At 72.5% G+C, this 22,618-nt stretch carries 18 protein-coding genes and 1 tRNA gene; 6 read left to right on the forward strand and 13 right to left on the reverse strand.

The annotated features are described in order from the left end of the window. Positions 1 to 127 precede the first annotated feature (127 nt). On the forward strand, positions 128 to 4,339 hold the full coding sequence (locus ABT232_RS08755; RefSeq protein ID WP_351837808.1) for a tetratricopeptide repeat protein: 4,212 nt from the start codon (positions 128 to 130) through the stop codon (positions 4,337 to 4,339). Between the two features lie 50 nt (positions 4,340 to 4,389). Here ABT232_RS08755 and ABT232_RS08760 read toward each other — a convergent pair. Beyond that, positions 4,390 to 4,471 (reverse strand) — tRNA-Tyr (locus ABT232_RS08760). Between the two features lie 224 nt (positions 4,472 to 4,695). Between ABT232_RS08760 and ABT232_RS08765 the strand changes: the two genes are divergently transcribed. Together ABT232_RS08765 and ABT232_RS08770 are read left to right on the forward strand one after the other, a co-directional pair. Continuing rightward, on the forward strand, positions 4,696 to 5,184 hold the full coding sequence (locus ABT232_RS08765) for a YajQ family cyclic di-GMP-binding protein (protein WP_351837811.1): 489 nt from the start codon (positions 4,696 to 4,698) through the stop codon (positions 5,182 to 5,184). A 95-nt stretch (positions 5,185 to 5,279) separates the two neighbouring features. After that, positions 5,280 to 6,527 (forward strand): APC family permease, encoded by a 1,248-nt coding sequence (locus ABT232_RS08770; RefSeq protein ID WP_351837814.1) that lies wholly within the window; start codon positions 5,280 to 5,282, stop codon positions 6,525 to 6,527. 55 nt (positions 6,528 to 6,582) lie between these two features. On the opposite strand, the gene ABT232_RS08775 is transcribed toward ABT232_RS08770, so the two are convergent. From ABT232_RS08775 to ABT232_RS08830, 12 genes are all read right to left on the reverse strand, one after another. Then, a complete protein-coding gene (locus tag ABT232_RS08775) occupies positions 6,583 to 6,981 on the reverse strand; it encodes a YccF domain-containing protein (RefSeq protein WP_351837816.1) in 399 nt (132 codons plus the stop codon). Beyond that, positions 6,978 to 7,841, reverse strand: a complete 864-nt coding sequence (htpX, locus tag ABT232_RS08780) for a zinc metalloprotease HtpX (RefSeq protein ID WP_351837819.1) — start codon at positions 7,839 to 7,841, stop codon at positions 6,978 to 6,980. Before htpX ends, ABT232_RS08775 begins: the two co-directional genes overlap by 4 nt. Positions 7,842 to 8,051: 210 nt before the next feature. After that, the gene (locus ABT232_RS08785) at positions 8,052 to 9,575 is read right to left on the reverse strand and encodes an NADH-quinone oxidoreductase subunit N (protein ID WP_351837822.1); all 1,524 of its coding nucleotides are present in this window, start codon (positions 9,573 to 9,575) and stop codon (positions 8,052 to 8,054) included. Further along, entirely contained in the window at positions 9,572 to 11,146 is a 1,575-nt protein-coding gene (locus ABT232_RS08790; RefSeq protein ID WP_351837825.1) for a complex I subunit 4 family protein, read from the reverse strand. The genes ABT232_RS08785 and ABT232_RS08790 overlap by 4 nt, the downstream gene beginning before the upstream one ends. 6 nt (positions 11,147 to 11,152) lie before the next feature. Then, positions 11,153 to 13,147 carry an NADH-quinone oxidoreductase subunit 5 family protein gene (locus ABT232_RS08795; RefSeq protein WP_351837828.1) on the reverse strand — a complete coding sequence of 665 codons (1,995 nt, stop codon included), beginning with the start codon at positions 13,145 to 13,147 and terminating at the stop codon, positions 11,153 to 11,155. After that, on the reverse strand, positions 13,144 to 13,521 hold the full coding sequence (gene nuoK, locus ABT232_RS08800) for an NADH-quinone oxidoreductase subunit NuoK (RefSeq protein WP_351837831.1): 378 nt from the start codon (positions 13,519 to 13,521) through the stop codon (positions 13,144 to 13,146). The genes ABT232_RS08795 and nuoK overlap by 4 nt, the downstream gene beginning before the upstream one ends. Continuing rightward, positions 13,521 to 14,192 (reverse strand): NADH-quinone oxidoreductase subunit J family protein, encoded by a 672-nt coding sequence (locus ABT232_RS08805; protein ID WP_351837832.1) that lies wholly within the window; start codon positions 14,190 to 14,192, stop codon positions 13,521 to 13,523. Before ABT232_RS08805 ends, nuoK begins: the two co-directional genes overlap by 1 nt. Continuing rightward, on the reverse strand, positions 14,189 to 14,740 hold the full coding sequence (locus ABT232_RS08810; RefSeq protein ID WP_351837834.1) for a NuoI/complex I 23 kDa subunit family protein: 552 nt from the start codon (positions 14,738 to 14,740) through the stop codon (positions 14,189 to 14,191). Before ABT232_RS08810 ends, ABT232_RS08805 begins: the two co-directional genes overlap by 4 nt. A gap of 2 nt (positions 14,741 to 14,742) precedes the next feature. Beyond that, complete coding sequence (locus ABT232_RS08815; protein ID WP_351837837.1) at positions 14,743 to 15,711, reverse strand: complex I subunit 1/NuoH family protein; 969 nt, start codon at positions 15,709 to 15,711, stop codon at positions 14,743 to 14,745. Beyond that, on the reverse strand, positions 15,708 to 17,651 hold the full coding sequence (locus ABT232_RS08820) for an NADH-quinone oxidoreductase subunit C (protein ID WP_351837839.1): 1,944 nt from the start codon (positions 17,649 to 17,651) through the stop codon (positions 15,708 to 15,710). Before ABT232_RS08820 ends, ABT232_RS08815 begins: the two co-directional genes overlap by 4 nt. Next, positions 17,648 to 18,259 (reverse strand): NADH-quinone oxidoreductase subunit B, encoded by a 612-nt coding sequence (locus ABT232_RS08825; RefSeq protein ID WP_351837841.1) that lies wholly within the window; start codon positions 18,257 to 18,259, stop codon positions 17,648 to 17,650. Before ABT232_RS08825 ends, ABT232_RS08820 begins: the two co-directional genes overlap by 4 nt. Then, positions 18,250 to 18,657, reverse strand: coding sequence for an NADH-quinone oxidoreductase subunit A (locus ABT232_RS08830; protein WP_351837843.1), 408 nt, complete (start codon positions 18,655 to 18,657; stop codon positions 18,250 to 18,252). The genes ABT232_RS08825 and ABT232_RS08830 overlap by 10 nt, the downstream gene beginning before the upstream one ends. A gap of 244 nt (positions 18,658 to 18,901) precedes the next feature. Here ABT232_RS08830 and ABT232_RS08835 point away from each other — a divergent pair, with 244 nt between their 5' ends. From ABT232_RS08835 to ABT232_RS08845, 3 genes are all read left to right on the forward strand, one after another. Further along, complete coding sequence (locus ABT232_RS08835) at positions 18,902 to 20,143, forward strand: sensor histidine kinase (RefSeq protein ID WP_351837845.1); 1,242 nt, start codon at positions 18,902 to 18,904, stop codon at positions 20,141 to 20,143. A gap of 117 nt (positions 20,144 to 20,260) precedes the next feature. Further along, complete coding sequence (locus tag ABT232_RS08840; protein ID WP_351837847.1) at positions 20,261 to 21,595, forward strand: sensor histidine kinase; 1,335 nt, start codon at positions 20,261 to 20,263, stop codon at positions 21,593 to 21,595. 164 nt (positions 21,596 to 21,759) lie between these two features. Beyond that, on the forward strand, positions 21,760 to 22,419 hold the full coding sequence (locus ABT232_RS08845) for a LuxR C-terminal-related transcriptional regulator (RefSeq protein ID WP_351837989.1): 660 nt from the start codon (positions 21,760 to 21,762) through the stop codon (positions 22,417 to 22,419). Positions 22,420 to 22,618: the final 199 nt, after the last annotated feature.

The following is a 22,618-nucleotide window of genomic DNA, read 5'->3' on the forward strand; positions in this document are numbered from 1 at the left end:
TGGTGGTCGGCGAGGTCCCGATTGTGCCGTTGCCGCTGCTTCGGCCCCCGCCGGGCCCTAGCATTCTGTGCCCCGGAACCGGACTGCCAGGGGTTTCGGCTCCGGGGCACGTGTACGGGGGTGCGGTGTGGCCGAGACCGAGCGGTACGACGTCTTCTTCTCCTACGCCTTCGCGGACGGGCAGTGGCCTGTCGCGCTGGCCGAGAACCTGGAACGGCTCGGCCTGGACGTGTGGTTCGACCGCTGGGAGCTGCTGCCCGGGCAGCCGATCGCCACGCGGCTCCAGGACGGGCTCGCCAGGGCCGACACGCTGGTCGCCGTCGTCAGCCCCCGCTGGGTGGCCTCCCAGTGGTGCGGGGAGGAGTTCGCGGCCGCCATGAAGGCCTCGACGGACGGACGGCAGCGGGTGATCCCGGTGCTGTGGGGTGACGCTCCGGACGCCCCCGACCTCCCGCCATTCGTGCTGTCCCGGCTGTACGTCGATTTCCGGACGGTGGCGACCGCCGAGCAGTACACACAACGGGTCGACGAGCTGGCCCGCGCAGTGCGCGGCAGGACCCTGCTGAAGCGGCCTGAGCGTACCGGCCGGGTGGTCGTGCCGGGCGGCATGGCCTACCGGCCGGACGGACCCGTCCAGGCGGAGTTACGGATCGGCGCCGGCCGGGTGGAGTTCGCCGTGGCCGGTGCCGAGGTCGCCGGAGCGCCGCTGTCCGGGCCGGCCGCCGAGCCGGACCAGCACTGGGAAGAGCTGCTGTGGGCGCTGCGCCGGGCCCGCGAGCGGGTGCGCGGCACCGAGGTCACCCGGGCCACCACCGGGGCGCAGGCCTCGCCCTTCACGGCGGAGGTGAACGGCGCGCTGACCGCCGTCGGTCAGGCCCTGGGCGAACGGTTCACCGTCGGCGACGTGGCCCAGGCGCTGCGGCGCGAGACGGCGACCGCCCGCGCCGGCCACACCCCGCTGCGGATCGGGCTCCAGGTGACGGAACCCCGTTGGCGGGATCTGCCCTGGGAGACCCTGGTCGTCCCCGGCGACCGGCAGCCGCTGGTGCTGTCCGAGGGCGTGGAGCTGTACCGCGCGGTGGAGCGGGAAGCGGCGCCGGTGGCACTCCAGGTGCCCGGCCCGCTGCGCATCCTGGCGGTGGTGGCCAGCCCGGAGGCGGGTGGCGGCGAACTCCTGGACTACGAGGGCGAGCTGGCGCTCATCCTGGACGCGGTGGCGTCCGCGCGGGCCCGGGAGGGCACCTACGTGCGGGTGCTGAACTGGGGCAGCGTCGGCGAGATCCGCGCGGCACTGGTCGAGGAACGCTTCCATGTGCTGCACCTGTCCTGCCACGCCGGCCCCGGCGTGCTGTACCTGGAGACCGACGACGGCGGCGTGGACGAGGTGGACGCCCGGCGGTTCATGGACGAGGTGCTGCCGGCCGGGCGCGGCGTCCCACTGGTGGTGTTGTCGGGGTGCTCGACGGCACAGACCCCGGAGCGCGTACGCGCTGACGCTGACCGCGCGGAGGGCGACGACGGTGGGCGGCTCCGGAACACGGCCCCCGCGGACGACGACGCGGCCGCCGAGGCACGTACCGGTCTGGCGCGCGAGCTGCTGGCCCGCGGGGTGCCCGCCGTACTGGCGATGACCGAGGCGGTCACCGACCGGTACGCCACCGCGCTGACCGCCCACGTGTACGAGGAACTGGCCCGCTCCCGGCGCCCGATGCCGCTGGCCGCGCTGTCCCGGGCCCGCCGCCGGCTGGAGTCCGTGAGGAGGCACCGCGCGGAAGGCGATCCGCGCGGTGCCCTGCCCGAATGGGCCACCCCGTCGCTGTTCCTGGCCGGACCGCCCCTGCCGCTGTTCGACGCCGCCCAGAACACCGAACGGCCGACTCCGGCGCCGGAACCGGTACTGGACGAGGGCATGGTCGTACGCAAGGTCGGCGACTTCGTGGGACGCCGGGCGGAACTCCGGCGGCTGCTGGGCGCGTTGCGCGACCCGGACCGGGCCGGCGTCCTGATCCACGGCATCGGCGGCGTGGGCAAGTCCACGCTCACCGCCGAGCTGCTGCACCACCTGGGGGTGCGGGCCGGGCTGGTCGTACCGGTGTCCGCGGCGACCGCGCCCACCGTGGACAGCGTCCTGGAGACCCTGCGCCGCAGACTGGTGGCCCAGTGCCTCGCCATGGGCCTGCCCGAGAACGATCCGCTGCGGCAGGTCGCCGCAGCCCTCACCGACGCCACCCCGCCCTGGCGGGACCGCTGGGAACTGATCCGGCAGCTCGTGCTCCCCCGGCTGCCGATGCTGCTCCTGCTGGACAACGCCGAGGATCTGCTGACTCCTTCACCGGACGGCCGGCACCTGACCGACCCCGAGCTGGCCGCCTTCCTCGCCGCCTGGACGAGCGCCGCGCCCGCGACCCGGCTGCTGATCACCAGCCGGTTCCCCTTCGCCCTCCCCCGGCGCATGCACCGGCGGCTCCTCACCCACCACCTCGGCCCCCTGACCCTCGCCGAGACCCGCAAGCTGATCTGGCGCCTGCCCGGCCTCGACGCGCTGCCCTTCGCCGACCAGCAGCGCGCCTACACGGACGTGGGCGGCCACCCCCGCGCCCTCGAATACCTGGACGCCCTGCTCCGCGGCGGCCGGGCCCGCTTCCCGGACATCGCCGACCGCATGGAGGACGCCCTCGAACGCCGCGGCGTCCCCCACCCGGAACGCTGGCTGGCGTCGGTCGCGGGCGACCTGGACCGCGCGCTCGCCGAGACGGTCACCCTCGCGGTGGACGACGTACTCCTGGACTCCCTGCTCGCCCAGCTCGACCGCGCACCGGGTGCCCGCCGCCTGCTGGAAGGGCTGGCGGTGCATCGGACGCCGGTGGACCGGACGGGGGCGGCCTGGCACCTGTCGGAGGTGATGTCGGCTCCGGATCCGGACCAGGAGGCGATGGACCGGGTCCGGACCGTGCGGGAGCGGATCGAGCGGGCCGCCGCGGCCGGGGCGTCGGAGGAGGACGACTGGGGGCTGGAACCGGAGACGGTGGCCCAGTTCACCCTCGACAGGGAGACGCTGCTCCGTCCGCCCGTGGAGCTGGACGAAGCCGGCGAGCGGGCGCTGGCGCTGCTCCTGGAGCTCGGGCTGGTGTCACCCGCCCCCGTCTCAGAGGACGACCAGGGCACACCACCCGCCGGACTGGTGATACACCGGTGGACGGCGGACGCCCTCCAAAGCCGCACCGACGCCGAAGCGCTGGTGACGGCACATCGCCGGGCGACGGCGTACTCCATCTGGTACGCGCGTGCCCAGGCCCGGGGGGATGTCGACAACATCCTCCGGCTCGTCGAGGCGCGTCACCACTCCCTCGCATCCGGTGACGGGGCCATGGCGGGTTCTCTTACCCAGCACATCTGCATGCAACTGCACACCTGGGGTGCCTGGGACTGGGAACAGCGCCTGGTCGAGGAAAGCCTTGCCGCAGCCCCGCCCCGATCCCAGGCCGCCGCCATGTGGCTTCACCAGCTGGGGCTGATCGAACACCGCCGAGGCGCCTTCGACGACGCACAGCAGCACTTCCAGGACTCTCTCGCCATCAGCGAGGAACAGGGCAACCGGGGTGGTATCGGGAGCACTTATCACCAGCTCGGCATGATCGCGCAGGAACGGCAGGACTTCGACGCGGCGGAGCGGTACTACCGCCTCTCGCTCGCCATCAGCGAGGAACTCGACGAGCGCCTGGGCATCGCCATCACCCGGCACCAACTCGGAATCGTCGCCCATGAGCGGGGGCAGTACGACGAGGCCGAACACCAGTTTCGAGCCTCCCTCGCCATCAGCGAGGAACTGCGCGAACGGAACAGCATCGGGAGTACGTATCACCAGCTCGGCATGATCGCGGAGAAGCGCGAGGACTACGAAGCGGCCGAACAGTACTACCGCGCCTCCCTCGCCATCAGCGAGGAACTGAACGAACGCCTGGGCATCGCCATCAGCCGGCACCAGCTGGGCATCCTCGCCGAGCGGCGAGAGGCGTACGACGAGGCCGAGCAGTTCTACCGAAGCTCCCTGGCACTGAGCGAGGAGGTCGGCAATCGCGGCGCGATCGCGAGCACCATCAGCCAACTGGGCCTGCTCAAAACCAGACGGGACCAACCGGAGCAGGCCGTGCCGTACAACCTTCAGGCCCTCGCCATGCGCCTGGAGATGCGCGTCTCCCCCACGACGGACCTCACGGCCCTCGGCTTCCAGCGCCGTGCCCTCGGCGACGACCGCTTCCACGCCGTACTCCTGGAGCACGCGTCTCCCGATGACGCTGCCACGATCATGGAGATCACCGACCCGGGCAGCACAGCATGAAAAGACCCCCTCCCTCTGCGTCTCGCAGAGGGAGGGGGTCTTACTCAGCGTGGCGGCGCCAGGATTCGAACCTGGGAAGGCTGAGCCGGCAGATTTACAGTCTGCTCCCTTTGGCCGCTCGGGCACACCGCCGGGGTTGCTGCCGTTCGAACCGCTTTTCGGCGGTGCTCCGTGGCAACGACGTAAACAATACCCGATGCCCAGGGGTGCTTCGCCACCTGATTGATCGGCACCTGGAGGACGGCGGGTGGCTAGGCTTGTCCGGATGCGGACCGGTGCCCCGTGCGGGGGCCGGCCGTCGACCGCGTACGCCGCTACGCACCCGTTTCGCACCCCGATACAAGGAGCCACAGGACATGGCCGACTCCAGTTTCGACATCGTCTCGAAGGTCGAGCGGCAGGAGGTCGACAACGCCCTCAACCAGGCCGCCAAGGAGATCTCGCAGCGCTACGACTTCAAGGGCGTGGGCGCCTCGATCTCGTGGTCCGGGGAGAAGATCCTCATGGAGGCGAACTCCGAGGACCGGGTGAAGGCCGTCCTCGACGTCTTCCAGTCCAAGCTGGTCAAGCGCGGCATCTCGCTGAAGGCGCTGGACGCGGGCGAGCCGCAGCTCTCCGGCAAGGAGTACAAGATCTTCGCGTCGATCGAGGAGGGCATCTCCCAGGAGAACGCGAAGAAGGTGGCGAAGATCATCCGCGATGAGGGCCCGAAGGGCGTGAAGGCTCAGGTCCAGGGCGATGAGCTGCGGGTGAGCTCCAAGAGCCGTGACGACCTCCAGGCCGTCATCGCCCTGCTCAAGGGCAAGGAATTCGACTTCGCGCTGCAGTTCGTGAACTACCGGTAGGCCTCGGAAGGCCGGACGGTGTCGAGGGGCGGGCCGCCGAGGTCCGCCCTTCTCCTTTCTCCGCCGCGGGCCGCACCCGTCAGTAGGGTGCGGTCATGACATCTTCCGGGTCCGAACTGCGGCGCACCCTCGGCGTGGGCGACGCCGTCGTCGTCGGGCTGGGCGCGATGGTGGGCGCCGGGATCTTCGCGGCGCTCGCACCGGCGGCCCGCGCGGCCGGCTCCGGGCTCTTGCTCGGCCTCGCGGTGGCCGCCGTGGTCGCATACTGCAACGCCATGTCCTCCGCCCGGCTGGCGGCCCGCTATCCGGCCTCCGGCGGCACCTACGTGTACGGCAGGGAGCGGCTGGGGCCGTTCTGGGGCTATCTGGCGGGCTGGGCGTTCGTGGTCGGCAAGACGGCCTCCTGTGCGGCGATGGCGCTCACCGTGGGGGCGTACGTCTGGCCCGGTCAGGCGCACGCGGTGGCGGTGGCGGCCGTGGTGGCGCTGACGGCGGTGAACTACGGCGGTGTCCAGAAGTCAGCCTGGCTGACGCGGGTGATCGTGGCGGTGGTGCTGGCGGTCCTCGCGGCGGTCGTGATCGTCTGTCTGGGGTCCGCGCGGTCCGACGCCGGGCGGCTCGGCATCGGCGCCTCCGGTGGCCTCGGCGGGGTGCTTCAGGCGGCCGGGCTGCTCTTCTTCGCGTTCGCCGGGTACGCGCGGATCGCCACGCTCGGCGAGGAGGTGCGGGATCCCGCCCGCACCATCCCCCGGGCGGTCCCGGTGGCCCTCGGGATCGCGCTGGCGGTGTACGTGTGCGTGGCGGTCGCCGTGCTGTCCGTGCTGGGGTCCGGCGGGCTCGGGGCCGCGGTGGCGCCGCTGGCGGACGTGGTGCGGGCGGCCGGGGTGCCGGAGCTGGTGCCGGTGGTCCGCGCGGGGGCGGCCGTGGCCGCTCTAGGGTCGCTGCTCGCCCTGATCCTGGGCGTCTCCCGGACGACGCTCGCCATGGCGCGGGACGGGCATCTGCCGGGCGCGCTGGCCGCCGTCCATCCGCGCTTCCGGGTGCCGCACCGCGCGGAGCTGGCGGTGGGCGCGGTGGTGGCCGTACTGGCGGCCACGGTGGACGTCCGGGGCGCGATCGGGTTCTCGTCGTTCGGGGTGCTCGCGTACTACGCCGTGGCCAACGCCTCTGCCTGGACCCTCGATACGGCTCCGCGGGCCCGGCTGGTGCCGGCCGTGGGCCTGCTCGGGTGCGCGGTGCTGGCCTTCTCCCTGCCGGGGGTGTCGGTGGCCGTGGGCGCGGGGGTGCTGGCGCTGGGCGTGGTGGCGTACGCGGTACGGCGTCGGGTGACCGCGCGGGGCTAGCCGGCGGCGGTCGACCGGGTGTGGCCGGCCGGCGGCCGGGGTCTGCCGGGTGGCGCTACCAGCGCGTTTCCGCGAACGGGCGGTCCGTGGGGACGATTTCGCGGCCCAGGGGCAGCAGCGAGACGGGTATCAGCTTGAAGTTGGCGACGCCGAACGGGATGCCGATGATCGTGACGCACAGCACGATGCCGGTGGCGATGTGGGCCAGGGCCAGCCACCAGCCGGCCAGGATCAGCCACAGGACGTTGCCCAGGCAGGACGGGCTGCCGGCGTCGCGGCGCTCGACCGTGGTGTACCCGAAGGGCCACAGGGCGTAGAGGCCGATGCGGAAGGCGGCGATCCCGAACGGGATGCCGATGATGGTGATGCAGAGCAGCGCGCCCGCGGCGAGGTAGCCGAGGAACAGCCAGAAGCCGCTCAGGACGAGCCATATGACGTTCAGGATTGTCTTCACCGGTGCGGACCTGCCATCTGTTCGAGCCGGCGGATTCGCTCCGCCATCGGCGGGTGGGTGGAGAACATCTTGGACAGCCCCTGGCCGGGGCGGAACGGGTTCGCGATCATCATGTGGCTGGCGGTCTCGATACGCGGCTCGGGCGGCAGCGGGAGCTGCTTGGTGCCCGTCTCCAGCTTGCGCAGAGCGCTGGCCAGGGCCGCGGGGTCGCCGGTGAGCTGGGCGCCGGAGGCGTCGGCCTCGTACTCCCGGGAGCGGCTGATGGCCAGTTGGATGAGGGAGGCCGCGAGCGGGCCCAGGATCATGATCAGCAGCAGGCCGAGGAGGCCGGGGCCGTCGTCGTCGTCCGAGCGCCCGATCGGGATCAGCCAGGCGAAGTTGACCAGGAACATGATCACCGAGGCGAGGGCGCCGGCGACCGATGAGATCAGGATGTCGCGGTTGTAGACGTGGCTCAACTCGTGGCCGATGACACCGCGCAGTTCGCGTTCGTCGAGGAGGCGGAGGATGCCCTCGGTGCAGCACACGGCCGCGTTGCGCGGGTTGCGGCCGGTGGCGAAGGCGTTGGGGGCCTCGGTGGGCGAGATGTACAGCCGGGGCATGGGCTGGCGGGCCTGGGTGGAGAGCTCGCGGACCATGCGGTAGAGCGCCGGGGCCTCGAACTCGCTGACCGGGCGGGCGCGCATCGCGCGCAGGGCCAGCTTGTCGCTGTTCCAGTACGCGTACGCGTTGGTGCCGAGGGCGATCAGCACGGCGACGACGAGCCCCGTACGGCCGAAGAAACTGCCGATGACGATGATGAGTGCGGACAGTCCCCCGAGGAGTACTGCGGTCCTGAGCCCGTTGTGCCGGCGGTGCACGGTACGCCCTCCAAGTGGTGCAGCAGGGGAACCCTTTGCTTGCTGTGATCTCTCGTCTCACTGGTGTCGTGGTGTCACGTCCAGTGGACCCTCCCGTCCTGGTCAACGCCAGGCGGGGACCACTAGTTCCCTTGTGCGTGCGGCGGCGCGGCTGGGCCGTCCGGGTGAGGCGGCCCGGACGGCGGTGAGGAGGTCGGCGAGGAGGGCGGGTCAGAAGAGGCCGGTGTCGGTGAAGCGCAGGACCAGTTGGGGCGCTCCGGACAGGGCGACGCCGAGGACGGCGGTGAGGGCGATCGCGGCCGTGACGGGGGCCGGGACACGGTGCCGCGCGGGTTCGCCTTCGGGCGCGCGGAACAGCAGGGCCGTCCACCGGAGGTAGTAGACCAGCGCGATCACGACGTTCACGGCCATGATCACGGCCAGCCAGCCGAGGCCCGCGTCGACGGCCGCCGAGAAGACGGTGACCTTGGCGAACAGGCCGATGATGCCCGGCGGCAGGCCGGCCAGGCAGAGCAGGAAGAAGGCGAGGACCAGGGCGGTCACGCGGTTCGCGGCGTACAGGCCGCGGTAGTCGGCGACGCGGTTCAGGGACTTCGTACGGCCCACCAGCGCGGCCACCGCGAAGGCGCCGAGGTTCACCACGCCGTACATGAGGGCGTAGGCCACCGTGGAGCCGATCGACCGCTCGGCGTCGTCGGACCAGGCGGCTGCCGCGATCGGCACCAGGAGGTAGCCGGCCTGGCCGACCGAGGACCAGGCGAGCAGCCGGACCGCGCTGTACGCGCGCGTGGACTGCTGCCGGAGGGCGCCGACGTTGCCGACGGTCATGGTCAGGGCGGCGAGCACGGCGAGTGCCGGGCCCCAGACGTCGGCGTACGAGGGGAGGGCGACGACGGTGACGAGGATCAGCCCGGAGAACCCGACCGCCTTGCCGACCACCGACAGATAGGCGGCGACCGGCAGCGGGGCGCCCACATAGGTGTCGGGCACCCAGAAGTGGAACGGTACGGCGGCCGTCTTGAAGGCGAAGCCGATCAGGGTGAGGACGACGCCGGTCTGGGTGAGGACATGCAGCTGTCCGTCGACGTCCTGGATGCCCTCGGCGATCTGCGTGAGGTAGAGGCTGCCGGTGGCGGCGTAGACGAAGCTGATGCCCATGAGGCTGACCGCGGTGGCGGTGACCGAGGACAGGAAGAACTTCAGGGCCGCCTCGGACGATCTGCGGTCGCCGTGCTTGAGGCCGACGAGCGCGAAGGCGGGCAGGGAGGCGACCTCCAGGGCGACGATCAGCGTGGCGAGGTCGCGGGAGGCCGGCAGAAGCGCGGCGCCGGCCGCGGAGGACAGCAGCAGGAACCAGAACTCCCCTTCCGGGAGCCCTCCGCGCGCGTCCTTCAGGCCGGTGACCGAGAGCAGGGCGGCGAGGAGGGCGCCGCCGAGCACCAGGAACTGGATGACCAGGGTGAAGCGGTCCGCGGTGTAGCTGCACACGCCGGGGTCGCCGGTCAGGCAGAAGGTGGCACGGTCGCCGTCCAGGAGGGGCAGCAGCATCAGTGTGGCGGCGGCGAGGCCGGCCACGGAGATCCAGCCGAGCAGCGCCTTGCGGGACTCGGCGACGAACAGGTCGGCGACCAGGACGGCGAGCGCGATCACGGCAGCGATGGTGGGCGGGGCGATGGCGACCCAGTCGACGGACTGGATCAGCGACTCGGCGAGCGGCTGGGCCTGGGGGCTCATCGGGTGCCTCCTGCGAGGAGCTGCTGCACGGCCGGGTCGGTCAGGCCGAGGAGGGTCTTCGGCCAGAGTCCGGCGACGACGGTGAGGGCGACGAGCGGGGTCCAGGCCGCGAATTCGTACGTCTGTACGTCGGCGAGCTTCGGGGCGTCCTGCGGTACGGCGCCCATGCAGACCCGGCGGACCACGATCAGCAGATACGCGGCGGTGAGCAGGGTGCCGAACGCGGCGATCGACATGAAGGTGAGGAAGGCCGGGCGGCTGAGGCCCTCGGCCGGCTCGAACGCGCCGAACAGCGCCAGCATCTCGCCCCAGAAGCCGGCCAGGCCCGGCAGGCCGAGCGAGGCGACCGCGGCGAAGGCGAGCAGGCCGCCGAGGCGCGGGGCCTTGCCGTACAGCGCGGCGCCGGTCTGCTCGGCGAGGGTGTCGAGGTCGGTGCTGCCGGTGCGGTCCTTGAGGGCGCCGACCAGGAAGAACAGCAGGCCGGTGATGAGGCCGTGGGCGATGTTGGCGAACAGGGCGCCGTTCACGCCGGTCGGGGTCATCGTGGCGATGCCGAGCAGGACGAAGCCCATGTGGCCGACGGAGGAGTAGGCGATCAGGCGCTTCAGATCGCCCTTCGCGCCCTGCTTGGCGAGGGCCAGGCAGGCCAGGGACCCGTAGATGATCCCGACGACGGCGAACGCGGCGAGGTAGGGCGCGAAGGTGCGGAAGCCGTCCGGAGCGACCGGCAGGAGGATACGGACGAATCCGTACGTACCCATCTTCAGCAGTACGCCGGCCAGCAGCACCGAGCCGACCGTCGGCGCGGCGGTGTGCGCGTCCGGCAGCCAGCTGTGCAGCGGCCACATCGGGGTCTTGACCGCGAGCCCGATCCCGATCGCCAGCACCGCGGTGACCTGCACGGACGTGCTCAGCGACCGGCCGTTGTCAGTGGCGAGTGCCACCATGTCGAATGTGCCCGCTCGCAGGCCGATCAGGAGCAGGCCGAGCAGCATGACCACGGAGCCGAGCAGCGTGTAGAGGATGAACTTCCAGGCGGCCTCGGCCCGGCCCTCGCCGCCCCAGCGGGCGATGAGGAAGTACATCGGGATCAGCACCATCTCGAAGGCGAGGAAGAACAGCAGCAGGTCGAGGACGGCGAAGCTGGCGAGCGTGCCGGACTCCAGGACGAGCAGCAGGGCGACGAAGGCCTTCGGGGACGGGCCCGAGGGGGTCTTGAAGTACGAGTAGAGCGCGCACAGGAAGGTCAGCAGCGCGGTCAGCACGACAAGGGGGAGAGAGATGCCGTCGATGCCGAGGTGGATCCGCACGTCGAGCGCGGGGATCCAGCTGATGTCCGTCGTGGCCTGCATCGTCGACGGGTGGTCGTGGTCGAAGCCGAGTGCCAGGACGATCGCCGCGATGAGCACCGCGCCGGTCACCGTCACACCGTGCCGCAGCACGGCCTGCTCCGGTGACGTCCCCTTCAGCCCGGGCGGGGCGGGCAGCAGAGCGGCGGCGGCCCCGAGGAGCGGGCCGACCACGACGAACACCAGAAGGAACTGCATCACGGACTCGCTGATATCGATCACGCCTGCTCACGCTCCCGTGGCGACGAGGACGACGGCCACCACCAGGACGACGGTGCCGGCGAGCAGCGCGCTCACATAGGTCTGCACATTGCCGGTCTGGGCGCGCCGTACGGCGACGCCGAGCCAGCGGGGAAGGGCGCCCGCGCCGCGCACATAGGTGTCGACGACCTCGCGGTCCAGGAACCTCACCAGGCTCGCGCCGGCCTGGACCGGGCGGACGAACAGCGCCGAGTACACGGCGTCGACGTGGAAGCCGACCGCCGCGTGGCGGTGCAGCGGGCCGAGCAGCAGCCGTCCCGGGTCGGCCGGGTCGGGGGCCTGGGCGACGTCGCCGTAGGCGGGCGCGTGGGTGGCGATCGCCTCCGCCTCGACCTGTCCGGCGTCGCCCTCCGGGTGGGCGGCGACCGCCCCCAGCGGGACGCGGGCGGTGAGAGCGGTGGTGTGCCGCCAGGCGGCGTAGGTGACGATCCCGCCGACCAGGGCCACGCCCGTGCCGAGCACGGAGGTGGTCAGGGTCGGGCCGAGGTCGCCGCCGTCGAACCAGCCGGGGAACGACTGGTAGGCGAACCCGCCGAGGGCCAGCGAGGGAGCGGCGAGCACCCACAGCACCACGGTCATGGTGACCGGCTGCCGACCGTGGTCGGGGGCCTCGGCGCCGTGGCCGCGGAAGGCCAGCAGCCACAGGCGCATCGCGTACGCGGCGGTGAGCAGGGCGGTGAGCAGACCGACGACCAGGATGATCCAGCCCGCGGCGACAGGCGCGTGCTCGGTGTGGCCCGTGGCGACGTGCTCGGCGGCGCCGAGGACGGACTCCTTGGAGAAGAAGCCGCTGAACGGCGGGATCGCGGCGAGCGCGAGCAGCGCCACGGTCATCGTCCAGTAGGCGTCGGGCACGCGGTCGCGCAGGTGGCTCATGCGGGACATGGCGGCCAGCGAGTTGGTGCCGGTGGCGTGGATGATCACGCCGGCGGCGAGGAACAGCAGCGCCTTGAAGGCGCCGTGCGACAGGAGGTGGAAGACGGCGGCACCGCGGTCGGCGACGGCCAGGGCACCGGTCATGTAGCCGAGCTGGCCGATCGTCGAGTAGGCGAGGACGCGCTTGATGTCGTCCTGGGCCAGCGCGGCGAGCGCCGAGCCCGCCATGGTGACGGCGGCCATCACGGCGAGGACGACCATCGCGGCCTGCGAGGCCTCGAAGACCGGGAGGAGCCGGGCGACGAAGTAGACACCGGCGGCGACCATCGTCGCGGCGTGGATCAGCGCGGAGACGGGCGTCGGGCCGGCCATCGCGTCGGGGAGCCAGGTGTGCAGCGGGAACTGCGCCGACTTGCCGGCGACACCGGCCAGGAGCAGCAGGGCGATCAGCGTCGGATGGTCGATGCCGCCGTTCGCGACGGCGCCGAGGATCCGGGTGATGCGGAACGACCCGGCGTCGGTGGCCAGCGCGAACAGGCCGATCAGGAAGGGGACGTCACCGAGCTTGGTGACCAGGAAGGCCTTCAGGGAGGCGGCGCGGGCCTCCGGGGTCTCCCAGTAGTGGCCGACCAGGAAGTAGGAGCAGATGCCCATGACTTCCCAGCCGACCAGCAGCACCATCAGGTCGCCCGAGTAGACGACGAGGAGCATCGCGGAGGTGAACAGGGAGACGAGCGCGGCGTAGGAGGGGTAGCGCGGGTCGTCGCGCAGATAGCCGGTCGAGTAGATCTGCACACAGGTCGCGATGAAGGCCACCAGGACGGCGACGAGCGCGGCGAAGCCGTCGATGTACAGGGCCAGCTCGATCGGGACGGAGCCGGTCGGCGTCAGCTCCGTGGCGGCCTGGATGGCCGCGTCGCCGCCCTGGTGGACGGCGACGACCACGGCGAGGGCGAGCGCGGCGAGCGTCGGCAGGACCGCGAGAGGACGGACGAAGCCGGGGGCGGTGCGGCCCAGCGCCAGGCCCGCGGCGGCGCCCAGGAACGGCAGCAGGGGGACGAGGACGGCGAGGGTGTTCGTGGTCACGCGGTGGCCTCAGCCTTCTCGGCGCCCGGCTCGGTCGCGGGAGTGTCGCTCTCGTGGCCCTCCGCGGTGTCGCGGAGCCTGTCGATGTCGGAGGTGCCGCGGTTGCGGTACACGGCGAGGACGATCGCCAGGCCGATGCCGATCTCGGCGGCGGCGATGGCGATGGTGAACAGGGTCAGCGCCTGACCGGAGTGCAGGGTCTCCTCGGCGGTCTTGCTGAGCCAGACGTCGAAGGCGACCAGGTTGAGGTTGACGGCGTTGAGCATCAGCTCGACGGACATCAGGACCAGGATCGCGTTGCGGCGGGCGAGGACGCCGTACAGGCCGGTACAGAAGAGGAGGGCGGAGAGTACGGCGGGGTAGGCGAGGTGCATCAGCGGACACCGTCCTGGGCCGGCGCGTCGGGGCGGGCGGGCGCCGGGACAGCCGTTCCCGTCGCCGGGTCGGTCCCCTCCGGCGTCCCCGGTGTCCCGGTCGTCGCCTTCGTCCCCGTGGTCGTCCGCGTCTCCGGCTTCGTCCTGCGGGAGAGCACGATCGCGCCGACGAGGGCGGCGAGGAGGAGGACGGACAGGGCCTCGAAGGGGAGCACCCAGTTCTGGAACAGGCTCTCGCCGGTGACCCTGGTGGTGCCGGCGGCCGGACCGTCCAGGTCGATCCAGGTGGTGCGGAAGGCGTCGACGACCACCCAGACCAGGGCGGCGGCCGAGGCGACGGCCACGGCGAGGGCGGCCCAGCGGTTGCCGGAGTCGGCGTCCGGGGAGCGGCCGATGGGGGCCTTGGTGAGCATCAGACCGAACAGGAGGAGCACGACGACGGAGCCGACGTAGATGAGGACCTGCACCCAGGCGATGAACTCGGCGGTGAGCAGCAGGTACTCGACGGCGAGGCCGCCGAGGGTGACCACCAGCCACAGGGCGGCGTGCACCAGCTGGCGTGTGGTGACGGTGACCAGGGCGGCGCCGAACGTGGCCAGGCCGACGAGGAGGAAGGCGATCTCGACGCCGGTCGGGGAGAGGAAGCCGTGGGCTTCGGCTGCGAGGCTCACGCGTCCCCCTCCTGCGGCTCGGCCTGAGCGGCGGCCAGCTTCTCCGCGGTCTTGCGGGCGGCGGCCAGTTCCTTCGGCTCCTCCGCGGCGGGGTCGAGGGCGGGCGGGGCCGGGACGGTCCACATCCACTCGCGGAGCTTGTCGCGCTCGTGGGTGAGGTCGCGGATGTCGGTCTCGGCGTACTCGAACTCCGGGGACCAGAACAGCGCGTCGAAAGGACAGACCTCGATGCAGATACCGCAGTACATGCACAGGGAGAAGTCGATGGCGAAGCGGTCGAGGACGTTGCGGCTGCGCTCACGGCCGCCGGGGGTCGCCGCGGGGACCGTCTCCTTGTGGGAGTCGATGTAGATGCACCAGTCGGGGCACTCACGGGCGCACAGCATGCAGACCGTGCAGTTCTCCTCGAAGAGGCCGATCACGCCGCGGGTGCGGGGCGGGAGGTCGGGCTGGGTCTCCGGGTACTGCTCGGTGACGGTCTTCTTCGTCATCGTGCGGAGGGTGACGGCCAGGCCCTTGGCGAGGCCGGAGCCGGGGATGGGGGCCATGGTTAGGAGATCACCACCTTGACGATGCCGGTGAGGGCGATCTGGGCGAGGGAGAGGGGGACGAGGAGGGTCCAGGAGAGCTTCTGGAGCTGGTCCTCGCGCAGCCGGGGATAGGTGACGCGGAGCCAGATCACGACGAAGGCGAGCACGGCGGTCTTCAGCAGCGTCCACACCCAGCCGAGACCGTCGGCGCCCCACGGGCCGTGCCAGCCGCCCAGGAAGAGGACGGTGGTCAGGCCGCACAGGACGACGATCCCGGCGTACTCGGCGAGCAGGAAGAGAGCGAAGCGCAGGCCGGTGTACTCGGTGTACGCACCGAAGATGATCTCCGAGTCGGCGACCGGCATGTCGAAGGGCGGTCGCTGGAGTTCGGCCAGGCCCGCCACGAAGAACACGATCGCGCCGACGATCTGCCAGGGCAGCCACCACCACTCGAAGGCGTCGACGATGCCGGGCAGGGAGACCGTGCCGGCCGCCATCGCCACCGAGGCGGCGGCGAGCAGCATCGGCAGCTCGTAGGCGAGGAGCTGGGCGGCGGTGCGCAGGCCGCCGAGGAGGGAGAACTTGTTGGCGGAGGCCCAGCCGGCCATCAGGGAGCCGAGGACGCCCACGCCCATCACCGCGAGCACGAAGAAGATGCCCGCGTCGATCACCTCGCCGACCGCGCCCTCGCCCGGGCCGATGGGGATGGCGAGCAGGACGAGGAGGTACGGCAGGAGCGCCACGGCCGGGGCGAGCTGGAAGATACGGCGGTCCGCGCCGGCCGGGACCACGTCCTCCTTCTGCGCGAACTTCACGCCGTCGGCGACGAGCTGGGCCCAGCCGTGGAAGCCACCGGCGTACATCGGGCCGAGGCGGCCCTGCATGTGCGCCATCACCTTGTGCTCGGTCTGGCCGACGAGCAGCGGGAAGGTGAGGAAGACGCCGAAGACGATCAGAAGTCGCAGAGCGACGTCCAGCACGTCGTTCACCGCGGGCCTCCTGAGGGGTCTTCGGGGGTGGGGGGTTCGTCGGGGGGTGCGGGGTCGGCGGGGGTCGCCGTGTCAGGGGTCCGCTCGGCCGAGTTGGCCTCGTCCGGGGTCCGCTCGGCCGGGGTCGCCTTGTCGCGGGGTGGCTCGGTGGGGGTCGCCGTGCCTGGGCCTCGGTCGCCGGTAGGCGGCTCGGGGGATCCGTCGGCAGGCGGCTCCAGGGATCCGTCGGCAGGCGGCTCCGGGGATCCGTCGGCAGCCGGCCCCCGCGACGGTGCGTGCGGGGACGGTGACGACGGGGTGTCGGGCGCCGAGGGCTCGTCGAGGGCCGACGGCTTGTCGGCTGTCGGGGACTCCTCGGGCGACGGGGACTCCGAGGGCGAGGACGGCTCGTCGGAGGACGACCGCTCGCCCGGAGCCGACGGCTCCGCAGCGGACTGCCGCTCCGCACTCGACGGCCGCTCGTCCGGGACCGACGGCTCCCCAGCGGACTGCCGCTCCGCACTCGACAGCCGCTCCGCAGACGACGGCGTTTCCGTGGGCGGTGTCGCAGGTGCGGCGGCGGACGGTTCGGTCCTCGCGGGGGCGTCCTCGGGGGTCGAGGGCGTGACCGGCGTGGGCGTCTGCTGCGGTGCCGGCTCGTCGAAGGCCGGGCGGGCGTGGTGCCAGGGCGCGTCCGGGCTGCGCGGGGCGGTGCTGGGGCGCGGGGCCGGAGCCTCCGTCGCCGGTGTCTCGGCGCGCTGGGAGGCGGAGCCGTCGCTCGCGCTGCGGGCGCGCCGGGCCGTACCGGCGCCCGGCGCCGCGGCGCGCAGGCTCGCGGAGCCCTCGGATGCGCTCCGGGCCCGCCTCGGACCCGCGTCCGGAGCGGCGGCCGGTCCCGAAGCCTCCGAGGACTCCGGCGCCGCCACTTCCGTACCCTCCGCGTCCCCCGGCTCGCGCTGGGACGCCGAACCCTGAGCAGCACTGCGAGCCCGCCTCGGACCCGCCGGCGCAGCCGAAGCCCCCGGCGCAGCCGCGCCCTCCGCGTCCGCCTCCCCCGGCTCACGCTGGGACGCCGAACCCTGAGCAGCACTGCGAGCCCGCCTCGGGCCCGTCGGCGCAGCCGCGCTCTCCGTGGCAGTCGGCGCCGCCGGAGCATCCGGGGCAGTCGGCGCCGCCGGAGCATCCGGGGCCGTCGGTGTCGTCGGTGTGGTCTCCGGCTGCTCCGGGCGCTGGGAGGCCGAGCCCTGGCTCACGCTTCTCGCGCGGCGGGGGCCGGGCGCCGGTGCGGTCTGGCTCGCGGAGCCCTCGCCGGCGGTGCGGGTGCGGCGGGCCGGGCGGTCGCCGGCGGCAGCGGGGCGCGCGGCGCGGGCCGGACGGGCCGGGGCCGGTGGGAGCTGGCCCTTGAGGGGGCCCCACTCGTTCGGGTCGGGGACGCCCGGCGGCAGCATCTGGCGGCGCTTGGGGCCGCCGTGCTCGGACTCGCCGGGTTCCTTGGCGCCGGGCCACGCCTTGGCGACGCGGGCGGCGAGGACGAAGTCCTTGCGGAGGGGGTGGCCCTCGAAGTTCTCGGGGAGGAGGAGGTGGTCGAGGCCGGGGTGGCCGTCGAAGGAGACGCCGAACATCTCGTGGGTCTCGCGCTCGTGCCAGGTGGCGCCGGCGTAGACGTCGACGGCGGAGGCGAGCAGCGGCGCGGAGTGCGGCACCGTCGTCCGCAGCAGCAGGCGCCGTACCGGGGAGAGCGCGACGACGTGCGCGGAGATCCGGAAGCCGGTGGCGGGTTCGTCGACCGCGCTCAGCCAGTCGAAGTAGGTGCAGTGCAGCTCGTCGCGGGCCGTGCGCAGCGCGTCGGTCCAGGCGGCCGGGGGCACGTCGACGGTCAGGACCTCGTACGCCTCCTCGGCCGTGGCGTCGGGCCCGAACAGTTCCTCGGCGGGGGCGGGCAGCCAGCCGACGGCGCTCATCGGGCCTCCCCGGGCTCCGAGGAGTCCTCCGCGGCCGGGGGCCGGACCAGGCCGCTCTGGAGCGCGGCCGTGGAGGGGCGGGCCGGGACCGTGCCGTAGCGCTCGCCCAGGGACTCGCGGGCGATCTTCTCCTGGAGCTTGAGGATGCCCTGGAGCAGCGCCTCGGGGCGGGGCGGGCAGCCGGGGACGTAGACGTCGACGGGGATGATCTGGTCGACGCCCTTGGTGACGGAGTAGGAGTCCCAGTACGGGCCGCCGCAGTTGCTGCACGCGCCGAAGGAGATGACGTACTTCGGCTCGGGCATCTGCTCGTAGAGGCGCTTGACGGCCGGGGCCATCTTGTCGGTGACCGTGCCGGAGACGACCATGAGGTCGGCCTGGCGCGGTCCCGGTGCGAAGGGGATGACGCCGAGGCGGATGAAGTCGTGGCGGGCCATCGACGCGGCGATGAACTCGATCGCGCAGCAGGCGAGGCCGAAGTTGAAGACCCACAGGGAGTAGCGGCGGCCCCAGTTGAGGACGACCTTCATCGGCTCGGGGGCGAGGCGGGCGAGTGCGCCCAGCCGCTTGGGCTCGGGCAGCGGAACGGGCTCCGGGGTCACGTCCATGTCAGGACGCCCTTCTTGTACGCGTAGAGCAGGCCCACGGCGAGGAAGCCGAGGAAGATGAACATCTCCACGAGGGTGGCGGCTCCGTACTGGGGATCGGCGAAGACCGTCGCCCAGGGGAACAGGAAGATCGAGTCGACGGCGAAGATGACGTAGAGGAAGGCGTAGACGTAGTAGCGGACCTGGGTGTGGGCCCAGCCCTCGCCGACGGGGTCGACGCCGCACTCGTAGGTCAGCAGCTTCTCCGGGGTGGGGACGACGGGGCGCAGCAGCCGGCCGGCGCCGAAGGCCACCGCGACGAACAGCACGCCGACGGCGGCGAGCAGTCCGACGACGGAGTAGGACTGGAAGTAGTCCGCCGCGACCACCACAGCCGGTTCCACGGTCGGTTCCCGCACGTCCGTCCCCTCGCTCCCTGACCTAGACGCGACCTCGACGTTCCTCGAACAACCTAGAACAACTTCGCGTCCTATTCGAACGGCGTTCGATCTCGAACGATCTGTACGCAGGCGAGTCTAGGGCCTGTTAAAGAGGCGGTAAGCAGCCCGTCACACGTTGAGATGCCGGGGTGGGGTTTTCCCCCGGCCGGCTCGGCGGCGCACCTCATGGCGCGACCGCCCGCCGCCCGGCACGCTAACCGCTATGACCGAACGCAACCTGGCCCCGGACCCGGTTCCAGCCCCGGCCCCGGATCCGGCCGCGGCGCCGTACGCGGGCGACGACGACCACCGACCGCCACCGGCCCGCCTCGCCTACGACGCGCACACCTGGAAGGAGATCGCGCATCTCCTGGCCAACCTGCCGATGGCCCTGCTGGGCTTCGTCTACGTGGCCACCGTGCTGTTCACCAGCGCCTTCCTGACCGTCACGGTGATCGGGTTCCCGCTGCTCGCGGCCGGACTGATGGGCGCGCGGCAGATCGGCAAGCTGGAGCGGGCGCGGGCCCGCGCGCTGCTCGGCGTGCGGATCGACGAGCCGAGCCCGCTGCCGCTGCGCTCGCGCCGGGGGGACGCGAGCGGCGGGTTCTTCGCCCAGCTGTGGATGGCGCTGAAGGACCCGGTCGGCTGGCGGACGGTCCTCTACGACTTCATCCGGCTGCCCTGGGGCATCGTCACCTTCACCATCACGCTGACCTCGCTGTTCGTGCTGTGGCCGGTGCTGCCGTTCATAGCGCGGGGGCTCGCCAACGCGGACCGGGCGATGGTGCGCGGGCTGCTGTCGCCGTCCGACGAGCTGGAGCGGCGGATCGCCGAATTGGAGTCCGACCGCGGGGTCGTCGTGGACACCGCCGCGGCCGATCTGCGGCGTATCGAGCGGGATCTGCACGACGGGGCGCAGGCCCGGCTGGTGGCGCTGGCCATGGGGCTCGGGCTGGCCAAGGAGAAGCTGCTGGAGGATCCGGACGCGGCGGCGGCGATGGTCGAGGAGGCGCACGGCGAGGTGAAGCTGGCGCTCCAGGAGCTGCGGGACCTCGCGCGCGGCATCCACCCGGCGGTCCTCACCGACCGCGGCCTGGACGCGGCGCTCTCCTCGGTCGCCTCCCGGTGCACGGTCCCCGTGAAGGTGACGGTCGACCTGGCGGAGCGGCCCGCCGAGGCCATCGAGGGCATCGCCTACTTCACTGTCTCGGAGCTGCTCCAGAACGTCAGCAAGCACAGCGGGGCGAGCACCGCGTCCGTCGAGGTGTGGCGGTCGGAGGAACGGCTGCTGATCCAGGTACAGGACAACGGCCGCGGCGGCGCCCGGCTGGACGGCGGGACCGGGATGCGCGGGCTCGCCGAGCGGCTGGGCGCGGTGGACGGGCTGTTCGTCCTGGACTCGCCGGCGGGCGGGCCGACGCTGGTCACCGCCGAACTGCCGTGGCGGGACCGGCCGCGGGGGTAGGGAAAACCCCCCTCCCGAGACGCCGACGGACTCCATGGTTCGCGAGCCCGCCGGGCGGGAGGGTGGAGTCACGGCACCAGCAGGGCGATCCGAGACGAGCAGAACGGGACGGGACCGATGGCCACGGAGTACGGGCAGGGGTACGGGTACGGACGGGAGTACGGCCGTCGCGAGCGGCGGCTGCCGGCCGGGCTGCGGGCGCCGTTCGAGGCGCGCAGCTGGCGGGAGTTCGCGTATGTGCTGCTCGGGCTGCCGATCGGCGTGCTGTTCTTCACGTACGCCGTCACCATGCTGTCCGTCGGTGCCGGGCTGCTGGTGACCTTCCTCGGCGTTCCCGTGCTGGCCGCGGGGCTCGCCGGGTGCCGGGGGCTCGGGGCGCTGGAGCGGACGCGGGCGCGCGGTCTGCTCGGTCTGGAGGTGGCCGATCCGGAGCCGCTGCGGGCGCGGAGGACCGGCCTGATGGCGTGGATGGGCGCGGTCCTCAAGAGCGGCACGTCGTGGCGGCACCTGCTGTACGCGGTGCTCCACTTCCCCTGGGCGGTGTTCTCGTTCACCGTCGCGCTGACCTTCTGGGCGTACGGCTGGGCGCTGCTGACGTACCCGCTGTGGTTCTGGGTCTTCCCGATGTACGGCGGGCAGGACGGGCTCCAGCTGTACGGCGACGAGACGCACAGCATCTACCTCGACAACCCGTTCGAGATCACCGTCACGGCGCTGATCGGACTGCTGTGCACGCTGGCCACGCCGTGGATCGTGCGGGCGCTGACCACTGTGGACCGGCTGATGGTGCTCGGTCTGCTCGGGCCGTCCCGGCTGGCGTCGCGGGTCGTGGAGCTGGAGTCGGACCGGGGCGTCGTGGTCGACACGGCCGCGGCGGACCTGCGGCGCATCGAGCGGGATCTGCACGACGGGGCGCAGGCCCGGCTGGTCGCGCTGGCCATGGATCTCGGGCTCGCCAAGGAGAAGCTGGCGGAGGACCCGAAGGCGGCGGCGCGGATGGTGGACGAGGCGCACGGCGAGGTGAAGACGGCGCTCCAGGAGCTGCGGGACCTCGCGCGCGGCATCCACCCGGCGGTCCTGACCGACCGCGGCCTGGACGCGGCACTGTCCGCGGTCGCCTCCCGCTGCACGGTTCCGGTGCGGGTGGAGGTCGACCTCGCGTCGCGGCCCGCGGCGGCGATCGAGGGCATCGCCTACTTCACGGTCTCCGAGCTGCTCCAGAACGTCGCCAAGCACAGCCGGGCCCGGTCGGCGTCCGTGGACGTGTGGCGGTCCGACAACCGGCTGATGCTCCAGGTCGGCGACGACGGCGTGGGCGGCGCCGCGCCCTCCCCCGGCTCCGGCCTCGCCGGCCTCGCCGAACGCCTCGACGCCGTCGACGGCATCCTGGTCGTCGACTCCCCGCCCGCGGGACCCACCCGGATCACCGCGGAACTGCCCTGGCGCGGCTGAGACCGGTCACGTACCGCATGCCCCCGCTCACCCCGGTCACCATCGGCCCGCCCGGTACCGGCGAACTCTCCGCCGCGCCCGCATCCGTCCGCCGAGCCTGGAATGCTGGGGCCGTTGCTTGTTCGCGGCAGTCGGCTGGGGGGACGGAAAGCGTGGAGGTCAGGGTGCGGGTGGTCATCGCCGAGGATTCGGTGCTGCTCAGGGAGGGGCTGACCCGGTTGCTGACCGACCGTGGGCACGAGGTCGTCGCCGGGGTGGCGGACGCGGAGGCGTTGCTGAAGACGATCAGCGATCTGGACGGGGAGGGCGCGCTGCCCGACGTGGTGGTGGCCGATGTGCGGATGCCGCCGACCCACACCGACGAGGGCGTGCGGGCCGCCGTGCGGTTGCGCAAGAGCCATCCGGGACTGGGCGTGCTGGTGCTGTCGCAGTACGTGGAGGAGCGGTACGCCACCGAGCTGCTCGCCGGGTCCAGCCGCGGGGTCGGCTATCTGCTGAAGGACCGGGTCGCCGAGGTGCGGGAGTTCGTGGACGCGGTGGTGCGGGTGGCCCAGGGCGGTACCGCGCTGGACCCGGAGGTGGTCGCCCAGCTGCTGGGCCGCAGCCGTAAGCAGGACGTGCTCGCGGGGCTCACCCCGAGGGAGCGCGAGGTGCTGGGGCTGATGGCCGAGGGCCGGACGAACTCGGCGATCGCGCGGCAGCTGGTCGTCAGCGACGGCGCCGTGGAGAAGCACGTCAGCAACATCTTCCTGAAGCTCGGCCTGTCGCCGAGCGACGGCGACCACCGCCGGGTGCTCGCCGTCCTGACGTATCTGAACTCGTGACGCCTCCCGCGCGGCGGCCGGCCCGTCTGACTGCCCGTCAGTCATTGCGTGGTCATCAGGACACGTGAAACGGCCGCCGCGCGGGAAGCATCGGAGCAGGACAGGGGGAGCGGCGTAACGCCTGGTGGGGGGCGGTGGCAGTCGGATGGCGGGCGCGGTCCGGGCGGGGCGCGGGGCGTCACGCGCGCGTGTTCTTCAT

The sequence above is a fragment of the Streptomyces sp. NPDC001532 genome, assembly GCF_040298625.1.
GTDB lineage: Bacteria > Actinomycetota > Actinomycetes > Streptomycetales > Streptomycetaceae > Streptomyces.